Source organism: Maricaulis virginensis (genome assembly GCF_027922185.1).
Classification (GTDB): Bacteria; Pseudomonadota; Alphaproteobacteria; order Caulobacterales; family Maricaulaceae; genus Maricaulis; species Maricaulis virginensis.
This window is the reverse complement of record NZ_BSFE01000003.1, coordinates 416,287-435,812: the sequence shown is the minus strand read 5'-3', so window position 1 is coordinate 435,812 and position 19,526 is coordinate 416,287. Positions and strand designations below refer to the sequence as shown.

Genomic DNA, 19,526 nt, shown 5'->3' with positions numbered 1-19,526 from the left:
GTCTTTTTAATGACCAAGGTGATGCGGAGTGGAAAAATCCACATGACATCACTCCAATTCGAAGGCGAGGCCCTCCTTTAAAAACAGGTGGCACCTCGGTCGGGGTGGCCCATCCTCCCCGAGCGCGCCGCTGGCCCGGCGCTGCTGCTTTCACCTTCAAACCGATCCGCAATCCGCACTCATGAACACCCGTATTGCGTACATATACCATATAATGCATCTCTTACGTGTACATTAATCCGGGCAAGCGCTCTCCGGTTGCAAGCCGCTTCGCGTTTTCCCAAACCCGCTCGTCGCACTAAACTCGGGCCATGTTCACGCACGAAGAAATCTGGCGGGGGATCGACCGCCTGGCCGCCCACGCCCAGACCAGCCCCTCCGGGCTGGCGCGACGCGCCGGGCTGGACTCCACCACCTTCAACCCGTCCAAACGCTTCTCACGCGACGGCGAAAAACCGCGCTGGCCCTCGACCGAGAGCCTCGCCAAGGCCCTCGCCGCGGCACACATGGACTTCACCGGCTTCGCCGATCTGGTGGCTGGCCGGTCCCGGGCTGACAATCTGAGAACCCGCAGCCTGGCCGACAGCGCGGGCGCTTTCGATGCCGGCGGCCTGCCGCGCGGCGAAGGCTGGGCGCGCATCCCCTTCCCCGGCCTGGCGTTTGACAAGGCCTATGCACTCACCGTCGAGGGTGACGAGATGGAACCGGTCTTCCGGGCCGGCGATCGCCTGGTCATCACCCCGGACGATCCGCCGCGCGAGGGCGACCGGGTCGTGGTGCGTGAACGCAGCGGCGCCATCTGCGCCTGGAGGCTGGGCGTCCGGACCGTCCAGACGTTGACCCTGCACGCCCTCAATCCCGCGCGTCCGGACCGCAAGCTGGCCCTGAGCGAACTGGACTGGATGGCGCGCATCGTCTGGGCCAGCCAGTAGCAAGCCGCGACCTTTCGCGCATGGGCGGCACGCGCCTGCTGCACTAGATTGAGGGAAATGACAGGCGAGAACGCGATGAACCAGGTCTTCCAGCCGCCCAAACCGCCCTATGCCGTCTACAGCGGCGTCGGCAAGCTGCGCCCGTCGGACTACTGGACCTATTTCCGGGCCATGCGCCGCAATCCGCTGGAAGTGTGGGGCGAGCATCATTTCTCGATCCGCCTCGCGCCCTTCCGCTTCCTCGGCCGGTCCAGCCTGATCGTCAACGATCCGGACGCCATTCATCACTGCTTCGTCACACGGTCGGACAATTTCACCATGAACCCGCTGCGCCAGGCGGTGCTGAAACCCTTCCTGCGCGACGGGCTGCTCACGGCCGAGGGCGAGACCTGGAGCAAGGCGCGCAAGGCCGTCTCGCCCGTCTTCACCCCGCGCAAGGTCAACGCTTTCGCACCGCAGATCCGGCAGGTATGCGAAGACGCTGCCGCGGCGTTCGAAGCGATCGACGGGCGCACCATCCCGGTCTCCGACGCCATGGTCGATCTTACGCTGGACGTGCTGATCGAGACCCTGTTTTCCGGCGACGAGGCGCTGGACAAGGCCCGCTTCACGGCCGGCATCCACCAATTGCTGGAGATCAGCGGCATCCCCCATCCGTTCGATCTCGCGCACCTGCCCGGCTGGATCCCGCGGATCGGCCAGGGCAAGTCGCGGCGGGTGATCGCCGATCTGCGGCGACAGGTCTCCGGCGTCGCCGCACAGCGCCGCAAGGCGCCCTCGCCCGAGGAAAGCGGCCGCGCCCCGGACTTCCTCGACCTGCTGCTGGGCGCGGGGCTGGACGATACCGCCGTGACGGACAATCTCCTGACCTTCCTCGCCGCCGGACACGAGACGACCGCCCGTTCGCTGGCCTGGACGCTCTATCTGCTGTCGCGCGCGCCCGATGTACGCGACCGGCTGGAAGCGGAAATCGACGCCGCCGCGCTGGACGACACAGACCCGGCAACATGGTCGCAGGCGCTGCCCTGGACCGAGGCCGTCATCAAGGAAAGCCTGCGCCTTTACCCGTCCGCCCCGATGCTGGCGCGCACCTCGCGGGAGTGGGATATCGTCGCCGGCCTGCCGGTGCCCGCCAGGACCGACGTTCTCGTGTCGACCTGGCTGCTGCATCGCCAGCGCGACATCTGGGCCGAGCCCGACAGTTTCCGGCCGGAGCGCTTCCTGGGCGAGGCCGGCAAGGCGATCCCGCGCGACGCCTACCTGCCCTTCGGCCTCGGCCCGCGGGTATGTATCGGCGCGCGTTTCGCGATGATGGAAATGGTTATCGTGCTCGCCTGCCTTCTGCGGCGGGTGCGCTTCGAATTCGACGGCCCGCGCGATCCGCGCCCGGTCATGCGCATCACCCTGCAGCCGGACAATGAAGTTCCGATGCGGGTTTCGCGACGTGGCTAGGACGAGCGGATATCTTGAGGTCCTTCATTGTCATCCCGGCCAAATGCCCCGCGCAGGCGGGGCGCGGAGCCGGGACCCATACGCGCCAATGCCGCCCGCAAACAGGCTGGATGTCAGCGACAGCTGGATAAGCACCGGGGTTATGGGTCCCGGACTTACGCCCGCCCCAAGGCCGGGCATCCATCCGGGATGACAAATTGAGGGGAAGCAATCACCCCGATTTAGCCGCCATTCTCCATGCGGCCGATGGCGAGGAAGCGCTCGCGGCGCTGCTTGCGCAGGGCATCCGGGGACAGGCCTTCCAGCGCGATCAGGTGTTTCTCGATCGCATTGCCGACCGCGCGCATGATCTCGGCCGGATGACGGTGTGCACCGCCGATCGGTTCGGGAATCACCTCATCGACAATCTTCAGCTCCAGAAGATCCGGCGCCGTCACTTTCATGGCGACGGCGGCGTCCTTGGCGCGCGCCGAATCCTTCCACAGGATCGAGGCACAGCCTTCCGGCGAGATCACCGAATAGATCGAGTGTTCCAGCATCATCACGACATTGCCGGAGGCCAGCGCCACGGCGCCGCCGGACCCGCCCTCGCCCGTGACGGTTGAGATCAGCGGCGTGCCCAGATTGATGCAGCGCTCGGTCGAACGGGCAATCGCCTCGGACTGGCCACGCTCTTCCGCGCCAAGCCCCGGATAGGCACCGGCCGTATCGACGAAGGTCAGCACCGGCAGGTCGAACTTCTCCGCCAGGTCCATCAGGCGGATCGCCTTGCGATAGCCTTCCGGGCGCGCCATGCCGAAATTGTGCTTGATGCGGGTTTCGGTGTCGTGCCCCTTCTCGTGCCCGATCACCATGACCGACCGGCCGCGGAACCGGCCGAGACCGCCGACAATGGCCGCGTCCTCGGAGAAGCGGCGGTCACCGCAGAGCTCTTCGAAATCCTCGATCAGCGCCTTGCGGTAATCGCGGAAATGCGGGCGTTCCGGATGGCGGGCGACCTGCGTCTTGCGCCAGGGATCGAGCTTGGAATAGAGCGCGGCGAGCTGCTCATTCGCCTTGTGACGCAGGCGCGCCGTCTCTTCCGCCGTATCGGGCGAATCCTCGCCGGACGATCCGGCCAGCGACTCCAGCTCTTCGATCTTGGCTTCCAGTTCGGCCAGCGGCCGCTCGAAATCGAGATAGGTACGTGTGGGGTCGGACATGCCCTGCCAACGCCTGTGAACGCAAAAAGGAGCCGGCAACCTAGCCAGCTAGCGACACGGTCACAAGCCTTCGTGACCGTGCTTACGCACACGTCAACTCAGTCAGTCGCCGCCGGAGCCGCGTGCCAGCGGGTGCGAGGTCTGCACCAGCGTCTTCAACCGCTCGTCCAGCACATGCGTGTAGATCTGTGTCGTCGACACATCCGCATGACCCAGCAGCATCTGCACACTGCGCAGATCGGCCCCGCGCGCCAGGAGGTGGGTGGCAAAGGCATGGCGCAGCACATGCGGCGAGATCCTGGCCGGGTCGAGCCCGGCCGCAACAGCCAGATCGCCGAGAATCTGGGCGAAACGCTCGCGGGTCATATGGCCGCTCTTCGCGGTCCGGGACGGGAAGAGAAAGCGCTGGGCCCGCTTGGCACGCCCGGCCTCGGGCGGCAGATGCGTCTCGCGCACCGCCCTGTAGGCATCGACGGCTTCCAGCGCATTCGGCGTCAGGGGGACGAGGCGCTCGCGGCCGCCCTTTCCGGTGACATGGATACAGCGCTCGGCCCGCACAAAGGCGTTGAGCGGCAGCGAGACCAGTTCGCTGACCCGCAAACCGCCGGCATAGAGGATTTCCATCAGCGCGCGGGTACGCACACCATTCGCGCCCTCGATACGGCCGGCCGCATCGAACAGCGCGTCGACATCCGCCTCACTGAGCACCTTTGGCAGGCTGCGGCCCTTCTTCGGCCCTTTGAGCGCCGCGGCCGGATCATCCCCCCGGCGTCCGTCGGACAGGAGAAACCGGTAAAAGCGCTTCATCGCCGACAGGCGCCGCGCCGCGGTGGAGGCCGACAGCCCGTCAGAGGCGAGCCCGGCCAGCACGGCTTCGAGGTCTGCCGTCGAAGCGTCGGCCAGGGCCGTGCCGCGGGCCGCCAGACGGCCCGCGATATCGTCGAGATCGCGTCGATAGGCCTCCAGCGTATTGAATGCAGCACCGCGTTCGGCGGCCATCATGTCCAGGAAAAGCGCGATGTCCCGGTTGGCGCTCACAGGGCCGACCCGACGACCCGTTCCAGCAAGACCGACAGGGCCGCCCGGCGCAATCCTGCTGCATCGAGCGCGGCAATCGCCCGCGCCGTTGCATCGGCATTGCCGGCCGCAGCCGGATCGGCCAGGACCGAAATCGCCAGCAAGGCGGCCTCGCCCCGGGCGTCGGCCCGCACGGCCGCATCCATGGCCGCCAGACCAGCTGGCGCCGCCGCCGGTTCCTGCGCCAGAAGCATCGGACGCAAGCCTTCGGGCATCCGCGCCCCCAGACGCGTCAGGGCCAGCATATCGGTCGCCACGGCCGGGCCATGGGCCTCGAACCAGGCCGCCTGCACGGCTTCATATGTGCCGCCGCGCAAGTCATCGCCGGCAATCGCGATGGCCATGTCCAGCGCAACCATGCGGCGCGGGCTGGGCGGCACCCATTCCGGCTGCGGCGGCAGAGACATCGGCTCAGCAGCGCCAGCAACAGACGGTTTGCCGTCCATATCCGGTCCGGCCGGAACAAGACCCGGTACAGGCTGCGGACGGGCGGGACCATTGACCAGCGCATCGCGCCATTCACGCGCCAGACCGGTCTCGCCGACCAGCAGCGCGGCCAGCGCGATCTCGTAGCCATGTTCCAGCGTCACGCGCGTGATCGGCACGGTCTCGATTTCGCGGCCGTGGTGACGCGCGACATGGACAAAGCGGGCACCACCGCCCGTATCCGCCAGCATCAGCCCCAGCGCCTGACCCGCGAGCTCGCGGTCATAACCCTGGGCGATGACCTCCTCGAGCGCATGGTGACGTTCCATGCCGTCCATCGACCCTGCGGCGACAAACAGCGCCATCGGATCCTCGCTCGAGGATGCGCGCCGTTCCATGCCGTGACGGGCGACTTCGCGCAGCCAGGCGGGCGCAGTCTCGCCGATGGCGGGTGCCGGTTCGCCCGGCGTATGAAGAGCCCGGCTCATCGCCCATTCCAGACCATTGTCGGCTGCGGGCGCATCCGCATCCAGCGGCGTGTCCAGCATGATCGCGAACAGGCGCGCCTCGAAACCGGCATCCGGTTCCTGGCTGCGTGCGAGTTCGGCGGTCAGCTCGGCCGCGCCATCCCGGCCGTCGAGCGCGAGGCAATAGGCCCGCACCCGCAGCCAGTAGGCGTCTTCGCGGCCCTGGGTCATCGCATCGGCCGTGCGGCAGGCGCGTCCGGCATTGCCGGTGGCAAAGGCAAGCTCGGCATGCCAGCGCGCCAGGGCCGGTGTACGGTTGATACCCGGTGTGCGCTCGAGCAGGTCGAAGGTGTCATCGGCACCGGCCGCGGCCAGCAGCCGGTCGATCCGCAGCGCTGCAAGCTCGGCATCACCGCGCCCGCCGGCGGGCGGACGGCCGCCGGAGACCAGGACGGAACGTGCGATCTCGGCCAGGGTTTCGCTGGTATAGCCGTCCCCTTCGGCGGCCGGCAGCCGCGACAGGACGGCCTGTGCCATCACGCGGTCGGTGCCCGCCCACAGGCGGTTGCTCATCGCTGCGCCGGGCAGACCGACTTCCAGCGGATCGAGCGCATCCAGACGCTCCACCTCGATCGGATCCTGAGCCAGGGCGGTGCCGCCCAGCAGCGCTGCCAGCAGGCTAGCGCGGGAAATTGTCTTCCAACTCGACACGTACACTCTCCCGGGTGGGCTCCAGCCCATTCGCGATCACGGCCAGCGTCCCGAAGCCGGCCAGAACCAGCACGCCGACAACCAGCACTCCAATCAGGAAACCCCGCATTCGCCCTACTCCATGACGTCTGAAACCGGTGCGATCGGCTGCACCGGACCTCCGTGCGGAGCCTAACCGTGATTGCGGCGATTTCCAGACCGTTTATACCGCTAGGCATGACGCGATCTCTCGAAACGGACCGCCCCATCGTGCTGATCGGCCTGATGGGGGTCGGCAAGACCACGGTCGGCCGCCGGCTGGCCAAGGCGCTCGGCCTGAATTTCCGGGATGCCGACGAGGAAGTCGAACGCGCTGCAGGACGTTCGGTTTCCGAGATCTTCGACGATTTCGGCGAGGCGGCCTTCCGCGATGGCGAACGCAAGGTGATCTCACGCCTGCTGGACGAACCGCCCATGGTGATCGCCCTGGGCGGGGGTGCCTTTGTCGACCCGGAAACGCGTGCGCGCATCAAGGAAAAGGGCGTGTCGGTCTGGCTGCAGGCCGATGTCGACACGCTGGTCAAACGCGTCTCCCGGCGCGACACCCGCCCGCTCCTGCGCGGCCAGGACCCGCGCAGCGTCCTGCAGCGCTTGCTCGAAGCCCGCACACCCGCGTATGCAGAGGCGGATATCCATGTCGATGCATCCGCCGGATCGCATCAGACAACACTGGACCTGATCATGCGGGCGCTGGAAGCCCGGGAGGCCGAGGCGTGAGCGACATACTTTCCGTTTCCGTCGGGCTGGGTGCGCGCAGCTATGATGTGCTGGTCGGCGCCGGTGCGCTGAAGGCGGCACAATCTCGGCTGGGTGCGCATTTCCCGCGCGGCCGCGCCATCCTGGTAACCGACCGCACCGTCGCCGGCCTGCATCTGAAGACCGTATCCGACTGGCTGGAAGGCGCCGGGCTGCGCGCCGATCCGATCGTGCTGGAGCCGGGCGAGACGACAAAGAGCTGGGCCGGCCTGCAACACCTCGTCGACACGCTGCTCGACCGCAATATCGAACGCTCCGAGGCGGTCATCGCGCTGGGCGGGGGCGTGATCGGCGATCTTACCGGCTTCGCCGCCTCCATTGCCAAGCGCGGCGTCGACTTCATCCAGATCCCGACCACGCTGCTTTCGCAGGTCGACAGCTCGGTCGGCGGCAAGACCGGCATCAATACCAGCCATGGCAAGAATTTCGTCGGCACCTTCCACCAGCCCCGCCTGGTGATCGCCGATGCCGACCTGCTGGCCAGCCTGCCTTTGCGCGAACGCCGGGCCGGCTATGCCGAGATCGTCAAGGCCGCACTGATCGGCGACCGGCCGCTGTTCGACCGGCTGGAGGCAGCAGCCGAGACGGCCCTCGACGGTGAGACATTGAGCGAAGCCGTGGCAGCGGCCGTGGCGTTCAAGGCGCGCATTGTCGCCGAGGACGAGCGCGAGGCCGGTGCCCGCGCCCTGCTCAATCTCGGCCATACTTTCGGCCACGCCTTCGAGGCCGAAGCGCCCAAGGACAGGATCCGCCATGGCGAAGCCGTCGCCGCGGGTCTCGCGCTGGCCTTCGGCTTTTCGGTTCACAAAGGGCTTTGCCCGGCCGGGGATGCCGAACGTGTACGGGCGCACCTGCGCGCAGCCGGCCTGCCCGACGGTCCGCAAACGCTGGCCCATACCGGCTGGGATGCGGAACGCTTGATCGACCGCATGCGCGATGACAAGAAGAACCGGGACGGGCGGATCGCCCTCGTCCTGGCACGCGGTATCGGCGAGGCCTTCATCGATCGCGATACCGACGAGACCGACCTGCAACACTTTCTGGAGACCCAGCTCTCATGAGCCTCGACTGGACCCTGATCGGCCCGGTGCTGATGATTATCGGCCTTCTGTGCCTGTCCGCCTTCTTTTCCGGATCAGAAACCTCGCTGACCGCGACCTCGCGGGCCCGCATGCTGCAGATGGAGCGCGACAAGCACCCCGGGGCCGCTGTGGTCAACAAGCTGATCGGCGACGGAGAAAGCCTGCTCGGCTCGATCCTGCTGGGCAACAATCTGGTGAATATCGCCGCCTCGATGATTGCGGGTCAGCTGTTCGAGGACCTGCTGGGCGGCAATTCGGTGCTCTGGGCCACGCTGATCATGACCTTCACGGTGCTGATCTTCGCGGAAGTCCTGCCCAAGACCTACGCCCTGTCCAATCCCGACCGTTTCGCGTTGACCGTGGCGCGGCCGATCCTTCTGGCGGTGAAGGTTTTCGCGCCGGTGGTGCGGGCCGTTCAGGTCGTGGTGCGCGGTACGCTGCGCATCTTCGGCGCCAATGTGGAAGGCCCGGTCCTGTCCGCCCATGACGAGCTGCGCGGCGCCATCGCCCTGCATCACGAGGAAGGCGGCGTGGTGAAGGATGACCGCGACATGCTGGGCGGCGTGCTCGACCTGCGCGAGCTGACGGTCGACGACATCATGGTTCACCGCAAGTCGATCCTGATGATCGATGCCGACAAGAAGCCGGAAGAGATCGTCACCGAAGCGCTGCACAGCCCGCACACCCGCCTGCCGCTCTACCGCGAGGACACCGAGAATATTGTCGGCATCCTGCATGTGCGCGACATTGCCCGCGCGCTGCACGAGGCCGATGGCGATGCGTCGGTGATCGATATCGACGCGCTGCGCCGCGAACCCTGGTTCGTGCCGGAAACCACCGAAGTGCTCGATCAGCTCAACGCCTTCCGCGAAAAGCGCGAACACTTCGCCCTGGTCGTCGACGAGTATGGCGCGCTGATGGGTCTGGTGACGCTGGAGGACATTCTCGAGGAGATCGTCGGCGCCATCGAGGACGAGCATGACATCGCCGTCGAGGGCATCCAGCCGGACAACGAGAACGGCTCCTGGCTGGTCGACGGCGCGGTGCCGATCCGCGATCTCAACCGCGCGCTGGACTGGGAGCTTCCCGACGAGGAGGCCGTCACCATTGCCGGCCTGGTGATCCACGAGGCCCAGACGATCCCGGAGCGCGGCCAGGTCTTCCAGTTCCACGGCGCCCGCTTTGAAGTCGTCGAGCGCCGCCGCAACCAGATCACCAGGCTGCGGGTTTCGGTCAGCCCGGACGAGCTGGACGCGCTTTAGCCGGCGGCTTCTTCGGCGTCTTCGTCCTGGCCGATCTGGTCGAAATAGGCGTCGCACGTGCCGCGCGGCGTCTCGCTTTCGCTGACCTCGTAGCCGGCCCTGGCCTCGACGACGAGATCGCCGAAGGCATCGGCGAAAATGCTGGCGAGTTCATTGGCGTCGGCCAGGTCGCCGAAGGCCGCGGGGCCGTCGAGCACGGTGGTGAAACCGCCGCCGGAGGCGAGGTGGTTCTGCGACGCCCAGCGGATCGCGGCGAGCTGGGTGCCGTCCTCGGCGAGAATTTCGCCTTCCGCCCCCAGCGCGCCGATACCGATCGGCACGCGCGGATTGAGCGGCCCCGGAACGGCTGTACCGATGACCCGTGACAGCCCCGTTGTTGCAACATTATTGCGACGCAGCCCCGTCACAGCTGCACTCAACCGCGCCGTTGCCGCCCCTTCCTCCGGTTCCGGCAGCACTGAGAACCCGCCGCGCGCGAACCGCTGGCAGATCTCCTTCGAGAGAACCGCGCGCAGGCGATCGAGGCGCGCGCTGTCCAGATCGCCATCGACCTCGGCTCCGGGCGCGATTTCCACCAGCGGCAGGTGCAGCGCCGAGAGCCCGGCCAGCGCTTCACCGTCTGCGTACTCCATCACCGGCACCAGGCGGCGTTCGCCCGGAACCAGCTGCGCATCGCTCGACAGGGTGGTCGGGGTTTCAAAAGCCGTGCTGCAGCCGGCCAGCAGGATTGCCAGGCTGCCGATTGCCGGCAGGACCGTTCGGGACTTGTACATGGAGCAGGCACGCCTCGCTGTTCTCACTATCGGCCGGGAAGCTAGCGCGCACGCATGTCATTTCAACATCGTGCCCTGCCCGCCGCAGCCGCTATTCACCAGGTGCACGCGCGCGGATGACCAGGGCATGAATTTGTCGCGCGAGTTCGTGCGAGAGTGCCTCATTGACCAGGCGGTGACGTTCGACCCGCGAGCGGCCGGCAAAGGCCTCCGCCACGATCTCGACGGTGAAATGGCTTTCCCCGCCCGGCCGCGCGCCGGCGTGTCCGGCGTGCAGATGGCTGTCATCGCGCACATCGAGCTGCTGCGGCGAGAGGGCCGCTTCAAGCCGGGCCTGGATGGTGTCCCTCATGGACATGGCAATACTCCGCAAGTCTGGATGCGCCCGACCATAACCGCGTAGACGGCACCGATGCCATGCGCGGTGTCAGTGATCTGCCGCAACCGCCAGCACCGCCTCGGCGGCCAGCCGTCCGACCGCGTGGCTCTCCTCGACGGAGGCCTCGTCGGCGAGTTCGACCGTCAGCCCGGCCACGCCGAAAGTCTGCAGCGCCCAGGCCTTGGACGTGCCGGCCTCGGCGTTGTGACCTTCGATCCACTCCGGCTGCGGGTCGAGCGCGGCTTCGAAGCGCGCTGCCATCTCGGCCATCAGTGCGTCACCGCGCGCGGCAATGCCGGCGGGCGGATTGTAGACGAGGGTGCGGCGGGTGGAGTGGAAATCGAGGAAAACCTCGACATCGCGGCCCTCGGCCTCCCGGCGGATCAGCGCCTGCAGCGCGGCGATTTCGGGCTGCTCGGCCTCGAACCAGTCGCGATTGAGGTCCATGCCGCCGGAATTGAGGCGCCAGTGCCCGTTCGCCATGCCGTCAGGATTGGCCAGCGGCACCAGAACCAGGCGATAGCCGGCCAGAGCGCCGCCGTCATGCGCCTCGCCGATCACTGTTGCAAAGGCCTCGAAAGCGCGGCCGCCGGAATATTCCGGCGGATGCTGGCGGGTCAGCGCGACCAGAAGGCGGCCGGCATCGGCGGGGCCCGCGACCAGCGCCTCCAGCGGCCGGCCTTCCAGCGAGCGGCCATATTCGATTGCGGTGAAGCCATGCGCATCCGCGAAGGCCGCCGACCAGCCGGCCACATCGGCCGGCGTATAGGTGGGCTGGGCGGAAATCCGCGTCCGGCCGGCCGGCAGGTCTAGCGTGAGACGTGCGCGGTTTTCCTCTTCGAGAACCTCGATATGCGCCGGATCCACCCTCTGCCAGTCCTCGCCCGGCCGGCGGATGCGTGGCTCGTAGCGATGACGATAGCCGCCATAATCCAGCACGATCTCGATGGGGCCCGCTTCCTCGCGCTCGATGTCAAAGGCGAACCAGGGGCTGGGATTGATGCGCGGGGCGATCGCGACTTCCGGATCGGTGCGCACGATCACCGTCTCGGCCGAACGCGCCAGGCAGCGGTGCTGGCCGGCGGTGGGGAAGTCGGCATGAAGGCTCACCCCCTCGGCCCGGCACAGGGCCGCGGTTTCTGTCTGCGGCAGGGTGGCGCAACCGGTCAGGCCGAGACCGCCGGCCGCAAGGGCGGCCAGGAAGGAACGGAGGTGAAGGGTCATGGCGGTCTCCGGCGCTGTCGCCGGATCACGACGCCCCGGCTCTGGCGACAGCGGAGCCGAGCCCCTGTCGCCTGTCAATCTGGCGTGAACGGCTTTCGCAGCGGCCGGGCTGCGCGCTGACACAAATTTCAACAGGCATTTCATTGCCGCTTTACCGACGCATGCCCATAATCGGCCCCATGTCCGGCGCCTACGACTACAAACCGCGGTTCAAGGATATCCGCATCAAACCGCCCCGGGACGAGCCGGCGCCGGAAGAACGCGTGTGCGAATGGCCCGGTTGCCGCAAGCATGGCGACAGCCGCGCACCCAAGTCGACGGACCGGCTGAACGAGTTCTACTGGTTCTGTCAGGCGCACGCGTCGGAATACAACAAGTCCTGGAATTTCTTCGAGGGCATGAGCGAACACGCCGCCCAGTCCTTCCGGGAAAGCGCTGCCTATGGCCACCGCCCGACCTGGAGCTGGCGCAATACGCATTCGGCAAGCTCGAAGGCCCAGCGCGCCAGCCGCGACTTTGCTGACGGTTTCACCGATCCCTTCGGCATGTTCGGTGACCGGCGCGATCCGCACAAGGAAGCCCCGCGCGAGAAATCGATGGGCCGTCTCCAGTCCAAGGCACTGGAGACGATGGGGCTGGATGCCGATGTCGAACCGGCCAGGGTGCGCCGGCGCTATGCCGAACTGGTGAAGCGCTTCCACCCGGACGCCAATGGCGGCGACCGCTCGAGCGAGGAACAGCTGGGCCGCGTGATCGCCGCCTACCAGATCCTCAAGAATGCGGGCATGGCCTGAGCCACAGCGCTCCAGCCGCGCAATCCTTGTTTGCGCCTATTTCATAAAACAGCCTCAAATAGCCACAAAATAGATCAAAGCGCTCTTGCTAATCTATTATTATACTTGTTTCAAAACGAGACCGTTGACTAATAAAATAGTAATTCGTTGATTTTTATCTGATTTTTTCGTGAACACTTCAGAAACCAAGCCTTGAATATTTGTACTCCATTCCGACATTAACTTTCTGTTCACAGGTGCAGCGTGAAATCGATTCAAATTCGAATAAAAGAATTCTCGCCAACAAGCCTCCCCGGCCCAATACGAGATAGCGACGGGACTCGCCATGCTGAACCTGTTGAATTCGGACAAAAGCCAGATTGCCGACAAGTACAACGCCGTAACCCGCTCCCAGGCCGTGATAGAATTCGCGCCGGACGGGAAAATCCTCACGGCCAACCAGAATTTTCTCGACGCGATGGGTTATACGCTGGACGAGATCGTCGGCCAGAACCATGCGCTTTTCGTCGAGAACGATTACGCTGCGTCTCCCGAATACCGGAAATTCTGGGATACGCTGCGCGCCGGCCAGTTCCAGGCTGCCGAGTACAAGCGGATCGGCAAGGGCGGCCGGCCCGTCTGGATCCAGGGGAGTTATAATCCGGTAAGAGATGCATCGGGCCGCACTTATCGCGTGGTCAAGTTCGCGACCGACGTCACCGAGCGCAAGCTGGCCAATGCCGATATGAACGGCAAGCTGGCCGCGCTGGACAAGTCGCAGGCGATCATCGAGTTCGAACTCGACGGCACCATTCTGACGGCGAATGATAATTTCCTGAAGACGCTCGGCTATACGCTCGACGAAGTCCGCGGCCAGCACCACCGGCTGTTTGTCGCGAAGGGCGAGCGCGACACACCGGCCTACAAGGAGTTCTGGGCAAAACTGGCCCGAGGCGAATTCCAGACCGCCGAATACCGCCGCATCGCCAAGGACGGGCACGACGTGTGGATCCAGGCCAGCTACAACCCGATCCTCGACATGGACGGCAAGCCGTTCAAGGTCGTGAAGTTTGCGACCGACATCACCGCCGAGGTGAGCGAACGGCATCGCCGCGCCGACGCCCAGCGCTCGATCGCGGCCGATCTGCAGAAGATCTCCCGGTCCGCCTCGAACACCTCCTCGCAGACCGCCAGCGTGGCCGCGGCCGCGCAGCAGGCCTCGACCGGTGTGCAATCGATCGCTTCGGGTGCGGAAGAACTGTCCGCTTCGGCCGCCGAGATCAGCCAGCAGATGTCGCGTGCATCCCAGGTCAGCCGGGAAGCCGTCGAGCAGGCCGACAAGACCGACGCCACGGTCCGCACGCTCTCCGAGGCGGCTCAGCGTATCGGGGAGATCGTCAACCTGATCACCGCCATCGCCGAACAGACCAATCTGCTCGCGCTCAATGCGACCATCGAGGCGGCCCGCGCCGGTGAAGCCGGCAAGGGGTTTGCCGTCGTTGCATCCGAAGTGAAGGGCCTGGCCAACCAGGCCTCTGCGGCGACCGGGGAAATCTCGGCGCAGGTCTCCGAAGTCCAGGGCGCAACGCAACGCGCCGCCGATGCCATCTCCTCGATCCGCAACACGATCTCGGAAGTCGAGAGCATGTCGACGGCTGTTGCCGCCGCCGTCGAGGAACAGACATCGGTCACCTCGGACATGTCCCGCAACATGCAGGACGTCGCCCAGGGCGTGACGGACATCTCGAAGGCGATCCAGGAAATCGACGCCGCCACCCGCGAGGTGGAGAGTTCGACCCGCAGCGTCGAGGAACTCGCCCGCCAGATCGCCTGACCCCGTTATCCGCGCACATCGGACAGCCGGGGCAATTTGCCGCCCCGGCTGTGTTCGCCGCATTGACTTGAAGCCGGTGCGGCCTTGCAATACCTGTCGATATCAAATCCAGGCGTCAGGCAATCCTTGCCGCAAGGCGCGCAACGATAAAGACCGGTTCGATGAGCGAAGACTTCCCCCTGGCTGCCCCCGATACGACCGCTGACACAAAGGCCCTGTTCGGCTTCGATGCCGGCTTCGAGGTGCCGATGTTCTCCAGGGCGGACGAACACACGCCGAAGATCGATCCGGACTATGTGTTCGATCCGGCGACGACGCGGGCCATCCTGGCGGGCTTTGCCTTCAATCGCCGCGTGATGATCCAGGGCTATCACGGTACCGGCAAGTCGACCCATATCGAACAGGTTGCCGCTCGGCTGAACTGGCCGATGGTCCGGGTCAATCTGGACAGCCATGTCAGCCGGATCGACATGGTGGGCAAGGACGCCATCGTGCTGCGCGACGGCAAGCAGATCACCGAGTTCCAGGAAGGCATCCTGCCCTGGGCCCTGCAGCGCCCGGTCGCCCTGCTGTTCGACGAATACGATGCCGGCCGTCCGGACGTGATGTTCGTGATCCAGCGCGTGCTGGAAGCCTCGGGCTCGCTGACGCTGCTGGACCAGACCAAGGTGATCCGGCCGCATCCCTTCTTCCGCCTGTTCGCAACGACGAACACGATCGGCCTGGGCGATACGACCGGCCTCTATCACGGCACCCAGCAGATCAATCAGGGCCAGATGGACCGCTGGTCCATCGTCTCGACGCTGAACTACCTGCCGCGCGAGACCGAGAATGCCATCGTGCTGGCGAAGATGAAAAAGCTCTCCGCAAGCGAGGACGGCAAGAAGATGGTCGCCGACATGGTGAAGGTTGCCGACCTCACCCGCGACGCCTTCATCAATGGCGACATCTCCACGGTGATGAGCCCGCGGACCGTGCTGACCTGGGCGGAGAACTACGAGATCTTCGGCGATCTCGGCGCCGCCTTCCGCCTGACCTTCCTGAACAAGTGTGACGAGCTGGAACGTCCGACCATCGCGGAATTCTACCAGCGCGTCTTCGGCGAGGACCTGCCGGAAGCGCCGATCAAGGCGGAAAGCTCGGCGGCCTGACCGGGGACGACCGAGGCATGGCCACCAATGGCGGGGAGCCGGGCATGACGTTAAGCGATCTCTTGCTGCCGACCTACCGGCAGATGCTCACCGCGCTGGCGGCCTGGCTGCGCAAGGCCGAGGAGCAGACGGGCAATGCCGACGCCCTGCTCGCGGCGCGGCTCGCCCCGGACATGTTCCCCCTGTCGACCCAGATCCGCTTTGCCTGCCTGCAGGTCCATGAGGGCGGCCGCCGGCTGCGCCACGAAGCCTTCCCCGACGCGATGGACGCCTTGCTGAACGAAGGCCGGCAGGGCGGCGAAAATCCCGGCACGCTGGCCGAGGCTCTCGCGCGGATCGACGAGGCCCTGGCCTATCTCGACAGCCTGTCCGCCGATGCGCTGGATGACGGCGCCGGCCAGCCGCTGGCACTGGAATTGCCGATGGGCATCGCCTTCGATCTGGACGATGGCGGACGCTATGCGCGCGACTGGGCCCTGCCGCAATTCTACTTCCACATCATGACCGCCTACGCGATCCTGCGCCGTGAAGGCGTGGAGCTGGGCAAGGCCGATTATGTAGCGCACATGTTTGCCTATCTGCGCCCGGGAACCGCGCCAGCGAGCTGATCTACCGGCGGCAGGTCTGCTGGCGGCGGATCTCCGGCCGGCTGAACATCGCTGCAAAACCGGCTTGCGCGACCTCATAATTCAATTATCGTTGAAATATGGAATCAGAAATCGCCGTCCGCCGCCTCGCCGCCCTGGCCCAGCCCAGCCGCCTTGCCGTCTTCCGCCTGCTGGTGAAAGCCGGGCCCGACGGAATGGCCGCGGGCGAGATCGCCCGCGCACTCGATATCGCGCCCAACACGCTGTCGGCCCAGCTGAACCTGCTGTCGCAGGCCGGACTGGTCCGCCAGCGCCGCGACGGCCGATCGCTGATCTACAGCGTCGAGTTCGAAACCATGTCGGCACTCCTCCTCTATCTGATGGAGGATTGCTGCCTGGGTCATTCGGAGATCTGCACCCCGGTTGTCGAGGCTGCCGCACGCGGCGCCTGCTGCCCCACCCCCCAGGAGTCCCTGTCATGAAGCGTCTGCACGTCCATCTTGCCGTCGACGACCTGCAAAAGGCCATCACCTTCTACTCGACCCTGTTCGCCGCCAGTCCGACGACCACCAAGCCCGACTACGCCAAATGGATGCTCGACGATCCGCGGGTCAATTTCGCGATCAGCGCGCGCGGCGGCCGTCCGGGCATCCAGCATCTGGGCATCCAGGCCGAGGACAAGACCGAACTCGACGCGGTCTATGAACGCCTCTCGCGGGCAGGAGCGCAAACCCTCGAAGAGGGCGAGACGACCTGCTGCTATGCGCGGTCGGAAAAAAGCTGGGTCGCCGATCCCGTCGGCACCAATTGGGAAGTCTTCCGCACGATGGGCGAAAGCACCGATTACGGGCACGATCTCGGCGAGGCGCCCGAAACGGCGGTCATCGCCAACGCCCCCCACGAAGCCGGAGACGGTGGCTGCTGCACGCCCAAGGCCGCACCCCGCCCCGCCGGAAAAGCCTGCTGCGGCTGAGGAAGCGGGATCGATGAACACGTTCGAACGCTATCTGTCCGTCTGGGTGGCGCTGTGCATCCTGGCGGGGATCGGGCTGGCGCAAATCGTGCCCGGTGTGTTCGCCGCCCTCGCCGCGCTGGAATACGCCAACGTCAATTTTGCTGTGGCAGTGCTGATCTGGGCGATGGTCTGGCCGATGATGATCGCGGTCGATTTCGGCAGTCTCAAGCGCGTCGGCGAGCGGCCCAAGGGCCTGGTCATCACCCTGGTGGTGAACTGGCTGGTCAAACCCTTCACGATGGCTTTTCTCGGCGTCGTCTTCTTCAAGCACATCTTCGCCGGACTGATCCCGCCGGCCGAGGCCGACGGCTATATCGCCGGCCTGATCCTGCTCGGCGCGGCGCCGTGTACCGCCATGGTCTTCGTCTGGTCGCAACTCACCCGCGGCGACGCCACCTATACCCTCGCCCAGGTCAGCGTGAACGATGCGATCATGGTGTTCGCCTTCGCGCCGATCGTCGCCCTGCTGCTGGGCGTGACCGATATCGCGGTGCCCTGGGAAACGCTGATCCTCTCGGTCGCGCTCTATGTCGTGATCCCGCTGATTGCCGGCATTGCGATGCGCACCCTCCTCGTCCGCAAGGGCGGGGAAGAGGCTGTCACGCGCTTTACCGGCCGCATCAAACCGGCCTCGATCCTCGGCCTGCTGGGCACGGTCGTGCTGCTGTTCGGCTTCCAGGGCCATGTCATCCTGGAGCGACCGCTGCTGATCGCCCTGATCGCCGTGCCGATCCTGATCCAGTCCTACGGCATCTTCGCCCTCGCCTATGGCGCCGCCTGGGCCTGGCGCGTGCCGCACCCGGTCGCCGCCCCCTGCGCGATGATCGGCACATCGAATTTCTTCGAACTGGCCGTCGCCGTCGCGATCAGCCTGTTCGGCCTCAATTCGGGCGCCGCGCTGGCGACCGTCGTCGGCGTGCTGGTAGAAGTGCCGGTCATGCTGTCGCTGGTCGCCTTCGCCAACCGCACCCGCCGCCATTTCCCCGGACCGGAGACACCCGCGCCATGATCGTCATCCATCACAATCCGGAATGCGGCACATCGCGCAATGTCGTCGCCATCGTGAGGGCGGCGGGCGAGGACCCGGTCGTGATCGAGTATCTGGAAACCGGCTGGACGCGGCCGCAATTGCTCGGCCTGTTCGCAGCCGCCGGCCTGACGCCCCGCCAGGCGCTGCGCGAGACCAAGTCACCGGCGGCGGAGCTGGGCCTGCTCGAACCCGGCGTGTCCGACACGCAGATCCTGGACGCCATGCTGGAGCATCCCGTTCTGGTGAACCGGCCCATCGTGTGCACGCCCCGCGGTGTGCGCCTGTGCCGGCCCAGCCCCGGCGTGCTCGACCTTCTGGAGACCTGGCCTTCAGGCCCGTTCGAACTGGAAGACGGCACGCCCGTGATCGACGCAAGCGGCGCCCGGGTCGACGGCTAGCGAAATCTACTGGAAGAAGCGCAGGATGGTGCGCGGCGCCTCATTGGCGATCGCCAGGGCCTGCAGGCCCAGATCCTCACGCACCATCAGCGCCTTGAGCTTGGCCGATTCCCGACCGAGATCGGCGTCGACCAGATTGCCGATACCGGCATCGGTCACATCGATCTGCTTGACCAGGAGGGTACGCTGGATCTCCAGCGTCTTCAGGCTGACGCCCAGGCGCGAGATCGCGGCATTGACCGCGTTCATCGAGGCTTCGAAATCTGCCACCATGGTCGCGTCCGGCCGGGTGGCGAGACCGCTGGCATCGGTTTGCGGCAGGCTGGCCGGCAGGGTGGAATCGAAAATCCCGCCGCCATCGCTCAGGTCTTCCGCGGCAATGGCCATCTGGGCGTTGGGGTTCTCCGAAACGAGCACCGAGATATCGGCGGCCCCGGCTTCCAGGAGATTGATATCGTTGAAGGCAGCGTTGGCGACGAGGTGCTGGGCCTGATTACCCAGGGCGACGAAATCATTCATCAGGGTGCGCCAGCCCCGTTCGTCGAGCGAAGTGTCGGTGGCGGCGACAAGCTTGCCCTGCATTTCAACCATCAGATCGGAAATGCCTTCCGCGGCGGCGAGCGCCGTTTCCACGACGCCGGTGGCCAGATCCATCGAGGTCAGCGCCTCGCCGCGCGCACCGTTGGACGCGCGCATGCCCTGGGCCAGGGCCCAGATCGCGCCGCCATCGCTCGCGCTGCCAATCTTGAGCCCTGTCGCGATACGGGTGTGCACTTTCACACTATCCCGTTGCAGCATGTCCATATGCTGCAGCGCAGAGTTCACGCTGGCCATGGAGTGGACCGAATAGGTCATCCAGCCTTTTGTCTCGCCACCTGTCGGGCCCGCTTTTCCTGGCTCCACCGGCCATGATGCCGTGATGTGGTTATCAACTCCTTTCCGGCCTGCTCATGGAT

General features: G+C 66.0%; 21 protein-coding genes. 13 read left to right on the top strand and 8 right to left on the bottom strand.

Annotated elements, in window-relative coordinates; translation table 11 throughout:
• Nucleotides 1-311: 311 nt before the first annotated feature.
• Nucleotides 312-932 (top strand): S24 family peptidase, encoded by a 621-nt coding sequence (locus PKE71_RS08115; RefSeq protein ID WP_271186453.1) that lies wholly within the window; start codon nt 312-314, stop codon nt 930-932.
• Nucleotides 933-989: 57 nt separating this feature from the next.
• Nucleotides 990-2,384 (top strand): cytochrome P450, encoded by a 1,395-nt coding sequence (locus tag PKE71_RS08110; RefSeq protein WP_271186452.1) that lies wholly within the window; start codon nt 990-992, stop codon nt 2,382-2,384.
• A 221-nt stretch (nt 2,385-2,605) separates the two neighbouring features.
• Here PKE71_RS08110 and PKE71_RS08105 read toward each other — a convergent pair whose 3' ends face one another.
• From PKE71_RS08105 to PKE71_RS08090, 4 genes are all read right to left on the bottom strand, one after another.
• On the bottom strand, nt 2,606-3,586 hold the full coding sequence (locus PKE71_RS08105; RefSeq protein ID WP_271186451.1) for an acetyl-CoA carboxylase carboxyltransferase subunit alpha: 981 nt from the start codon (nt 3,584-3,586) through the stop codon (nt 2,606-2,608).
• Between the two features lie 102 nt (nt 3,587-3,688).
• On the bottom strand, nt 3,689-4,624 hold the full coding sequence (locus PKE71_RS08100) for a site-specific tyrosine recombinase XerD (protein ID WP_271186450.1): 936 nt from the start codon (nt 4,622-4,624) through the stop codon (nt 3,689-3,691).
• On the bottom strand, nt 4,621-6,267 hold the full coding sequence (locus PKE71_RS08095) for a hypothetical protein (protein WP_271186449.1): 1,647 nt from the start codon (nt 6,265-6,267) through the stop codon (nt 4,621-4,623). Before PKE71_RS08095 ends, PKE71_RS08100 begins: the two co-directional genes overlap by 4 nt.
• A complete protein-coding gene (locus PKE71_RS08090) occupies nt 6,236-6,376 on the bottom strand; it encodes a hypothetical protein (protein ID WP_271186448.1) in 141 nt (46 codons plus the stop codon). Before PKE71_RS08090 ends, PKE71_RS08095 begins: the two co-directional genes overlap by 32 nt.
• Before the next feature lie 107 nt (nt 6,377-6,483).
• On the opposite strand from PKE71_RS08090, the gene PKE71_RS08085 reads away from it, so the two are divergent.
• The 3 genes from PKE71_RS08085 to PKE71_RS08075 are packed head-to-tail and all read left to right on the top strand — an operon-like array spanning nt 6,484 to nt 9,406.
• Nucleotides 6,484-7,023, top strand: a complete 540-nt coding sequence (locus tag PKE71_RS08085; RefSeq protein ID WP_271186447.1) for a shikimate kinase — start codon at nt 6,484-6,486, stop codon at nt 7,021-7,023.
• The gene (aroB, locus tag PKE71_RS08080; protein WP_271186446.1) at nt 7,020-8,123 is read left to right on the top strand and encodes a 3-dehydroquinate synthase; all 1,104 of its coding nucleotides are present in this window, start codon (nt 7,020-7,022) and stop codon (nt 8,121-8,123) included. Before PKE71_RS08085 ends, aroB begins: the two co-directional genes overlap by 4 nt.
• Nucleotides 8,120-9,406 carry an HlyC/CorC family transporter gene (locus PKE71_RS08075; RefSeq protein WP_271186445.1) on the top strand — a complete coding sequence of 429 codons (1,287 nt, stop codon included), beginning with the start codon at nt 8,120-8,122 and terminating at the stop codon, nt 9,404-9,406. The genes aroB and PKE71_RS08075 overlap by 4 nt, the downstream gene beginning before the upstream one ends.
• On the opposite strand, the gene PKE71_RS08070 is transcribed toward PKE71_RS08075, so the two are convergent.
• The 3 genes from PKE71_RS08070 to PKE71_RS08060 form a co-directional block, all read right to left on the bottom strand.
• Nucleotides 9,403-10,179 carry a DUF3313 family protein gene (locus PKE71_RS08070; protein ID WP_271186444.1) on the bottom strand — a complete coding sequence of 259 codons (777 nt, stop codon included), beginning with the start codon at nt 10,177-10,179 and terminating at the stop codon, nt 9,403-9,405. The genes PKE71_RS08075 and PKE71_RS08070 overlap by 4 nt on opposite strands.
• Nucleotides 10,180-10,270: 91 nt before the next feature.
• Complete coding sequence (locus PKE71_RS08065; protein ID WP_271186443.1) at nt 10,271-10,537, bottom strand: BolA family protein; 267 nt, start codon at nt 10,535-10,537, stop codon at nt 10,271-10,273.
• Between the two features lie 69 nt (nt 10,538-10,606).
• Nucleotides 10,607-11,782, bottom strand: coding sequence for a M14 family zinc carboxypeptidase (locus tag PKE71_RS08060; RefSeq protein ID WP_271186442.1), 1,176 nt, complete (start codon nt 11,780-11,782; stop codon nt 10,607-10,609).
• Nucleotides 11,783-11,961: 179 nt separating this feature from the next.
• Between PKE71_RS08060 and PKE71_RS08055 the strand changes: the two genes are divergently transcribed.
• The 8 genes from PKE71_RS08055 (at nt 11,962) to arsC (ending at nt 18,570) form a co-directional block, all read left to right on the top strand.
• Complete coding sequence (locus tag PKE71_RS08055; RefSeq protein WP_271186441.1) at nt 11,962-12,576, top strand: J domain-containing protein; 615 nt, start codon at nt 11,962-11,964, stop codon at nt 12,574-12,576.
• A gap of 325 nt (nt 12,577-12,901) precedes the next feature.
• On the top strand, nt 12,902-14,389 hold the full coding sequence (locus PKE71_RS08050; RefSeq protein ID WP_271186440.1) for a methyl-accepting chemotaxis protein: 1,488 nt from the start codon (nt 12,902-12,904) through the stop codon (nt 14,387-14,389).
• Between the two features lie 161 nt (nt 14,390-14,550).
• Nucleotides 14,551-15,540, top strand: coding sequence for a cobaltochelatase subunit CobS (gene cobS / locus PKE71_RS08045; protein ID WP_271186439.1), 990 nt, complete (start codon nt 14,551-14,553; stop codon nt 15,538-15,540).
• A 44-nt stretch (nt 15,541-15,584) separates the two neighbouring features.
• Nucleotides 15,585-16,148, top strand: a complete 564-nt coding sequence (locus tag PKE71_RS08040) for a DUF1993 domain-containing protein (RefSeq protein WP_271186438.1) — start codon at nt 15,585-15,587, stop codon at nt 16,146-16,148.
• 98 nt (nt 16,149-16,246) lie between these two features.
• The gene (locus PKE71_RS08035; protein WP_271186437.1) at nt 16,247-16,609 is read left to right on the top strand and encodes an ArsR/SmtB family transcription factor; all 363 of its coding nucleotides are present in this window, start codon (nt 16,247-16,249) and stop codon (nt 16,607-16,609) included.
• On the top strand, nt 16,606-17,100 hold the full coding sequence (locus PKE71_RS08030; RefSeq protein WP_271186436.1) for an ArsI/CadI family heavy metal resistance metalloenzyme: 495 nt from the start codon (nt 16,606-16,608) through the stop codon (nt 17,098-17,100). Before PKE71_RS08035 ends, PKE71_RS08030 begins: the two co-directional genes overlap by 4 nt.
• 13 nt (nt 17,101-17,113) lie before the next feature.
• The gene (gene arsB / locus PKE71_RS08025; RefSeq protein WP_271186435.1) at nt 17,114-18,151 is read left to right on the top strand and encodes an ACR3 family arsenite efflux transporter; all 1,038 of its coding nucleotides are present in this window, start codon (nt 17,114-17,116) and stop codon (nt 18,149-18,151) included.
• Nucleotides 18,148-18,570, top strand: coding sequence for an arsenate reductase (glutaredoxin) (gene arsC, locus PKE71_RS08020; protein ID WP_271186434.1), 423 nt, complete (start codon nt 18,148-18,150; stop codon nt 18,568-18,570). Before arsB ends, arsC begins: the two co-directional genes overlap by 4 nt.
• 6 nt (nt 18,571-18,576) lie before the next feature.
• On the opposite strand, the gene PKE71_RS08015 is transcribed toward arsC, so the two are convergent.
• Nucleotides 18,577-19,425, bottom strand: a complete 849-nt coding sequence (locus tag PKE71_RS08015) for a flagellin (RefSeq protein WP_271186433.1) — start codon at nt 19,423-19,425, stop codon at nt 18,577-18,579.
• Nucleotides 19,426-19,526 lie beyond the last annotated feature (101 nt).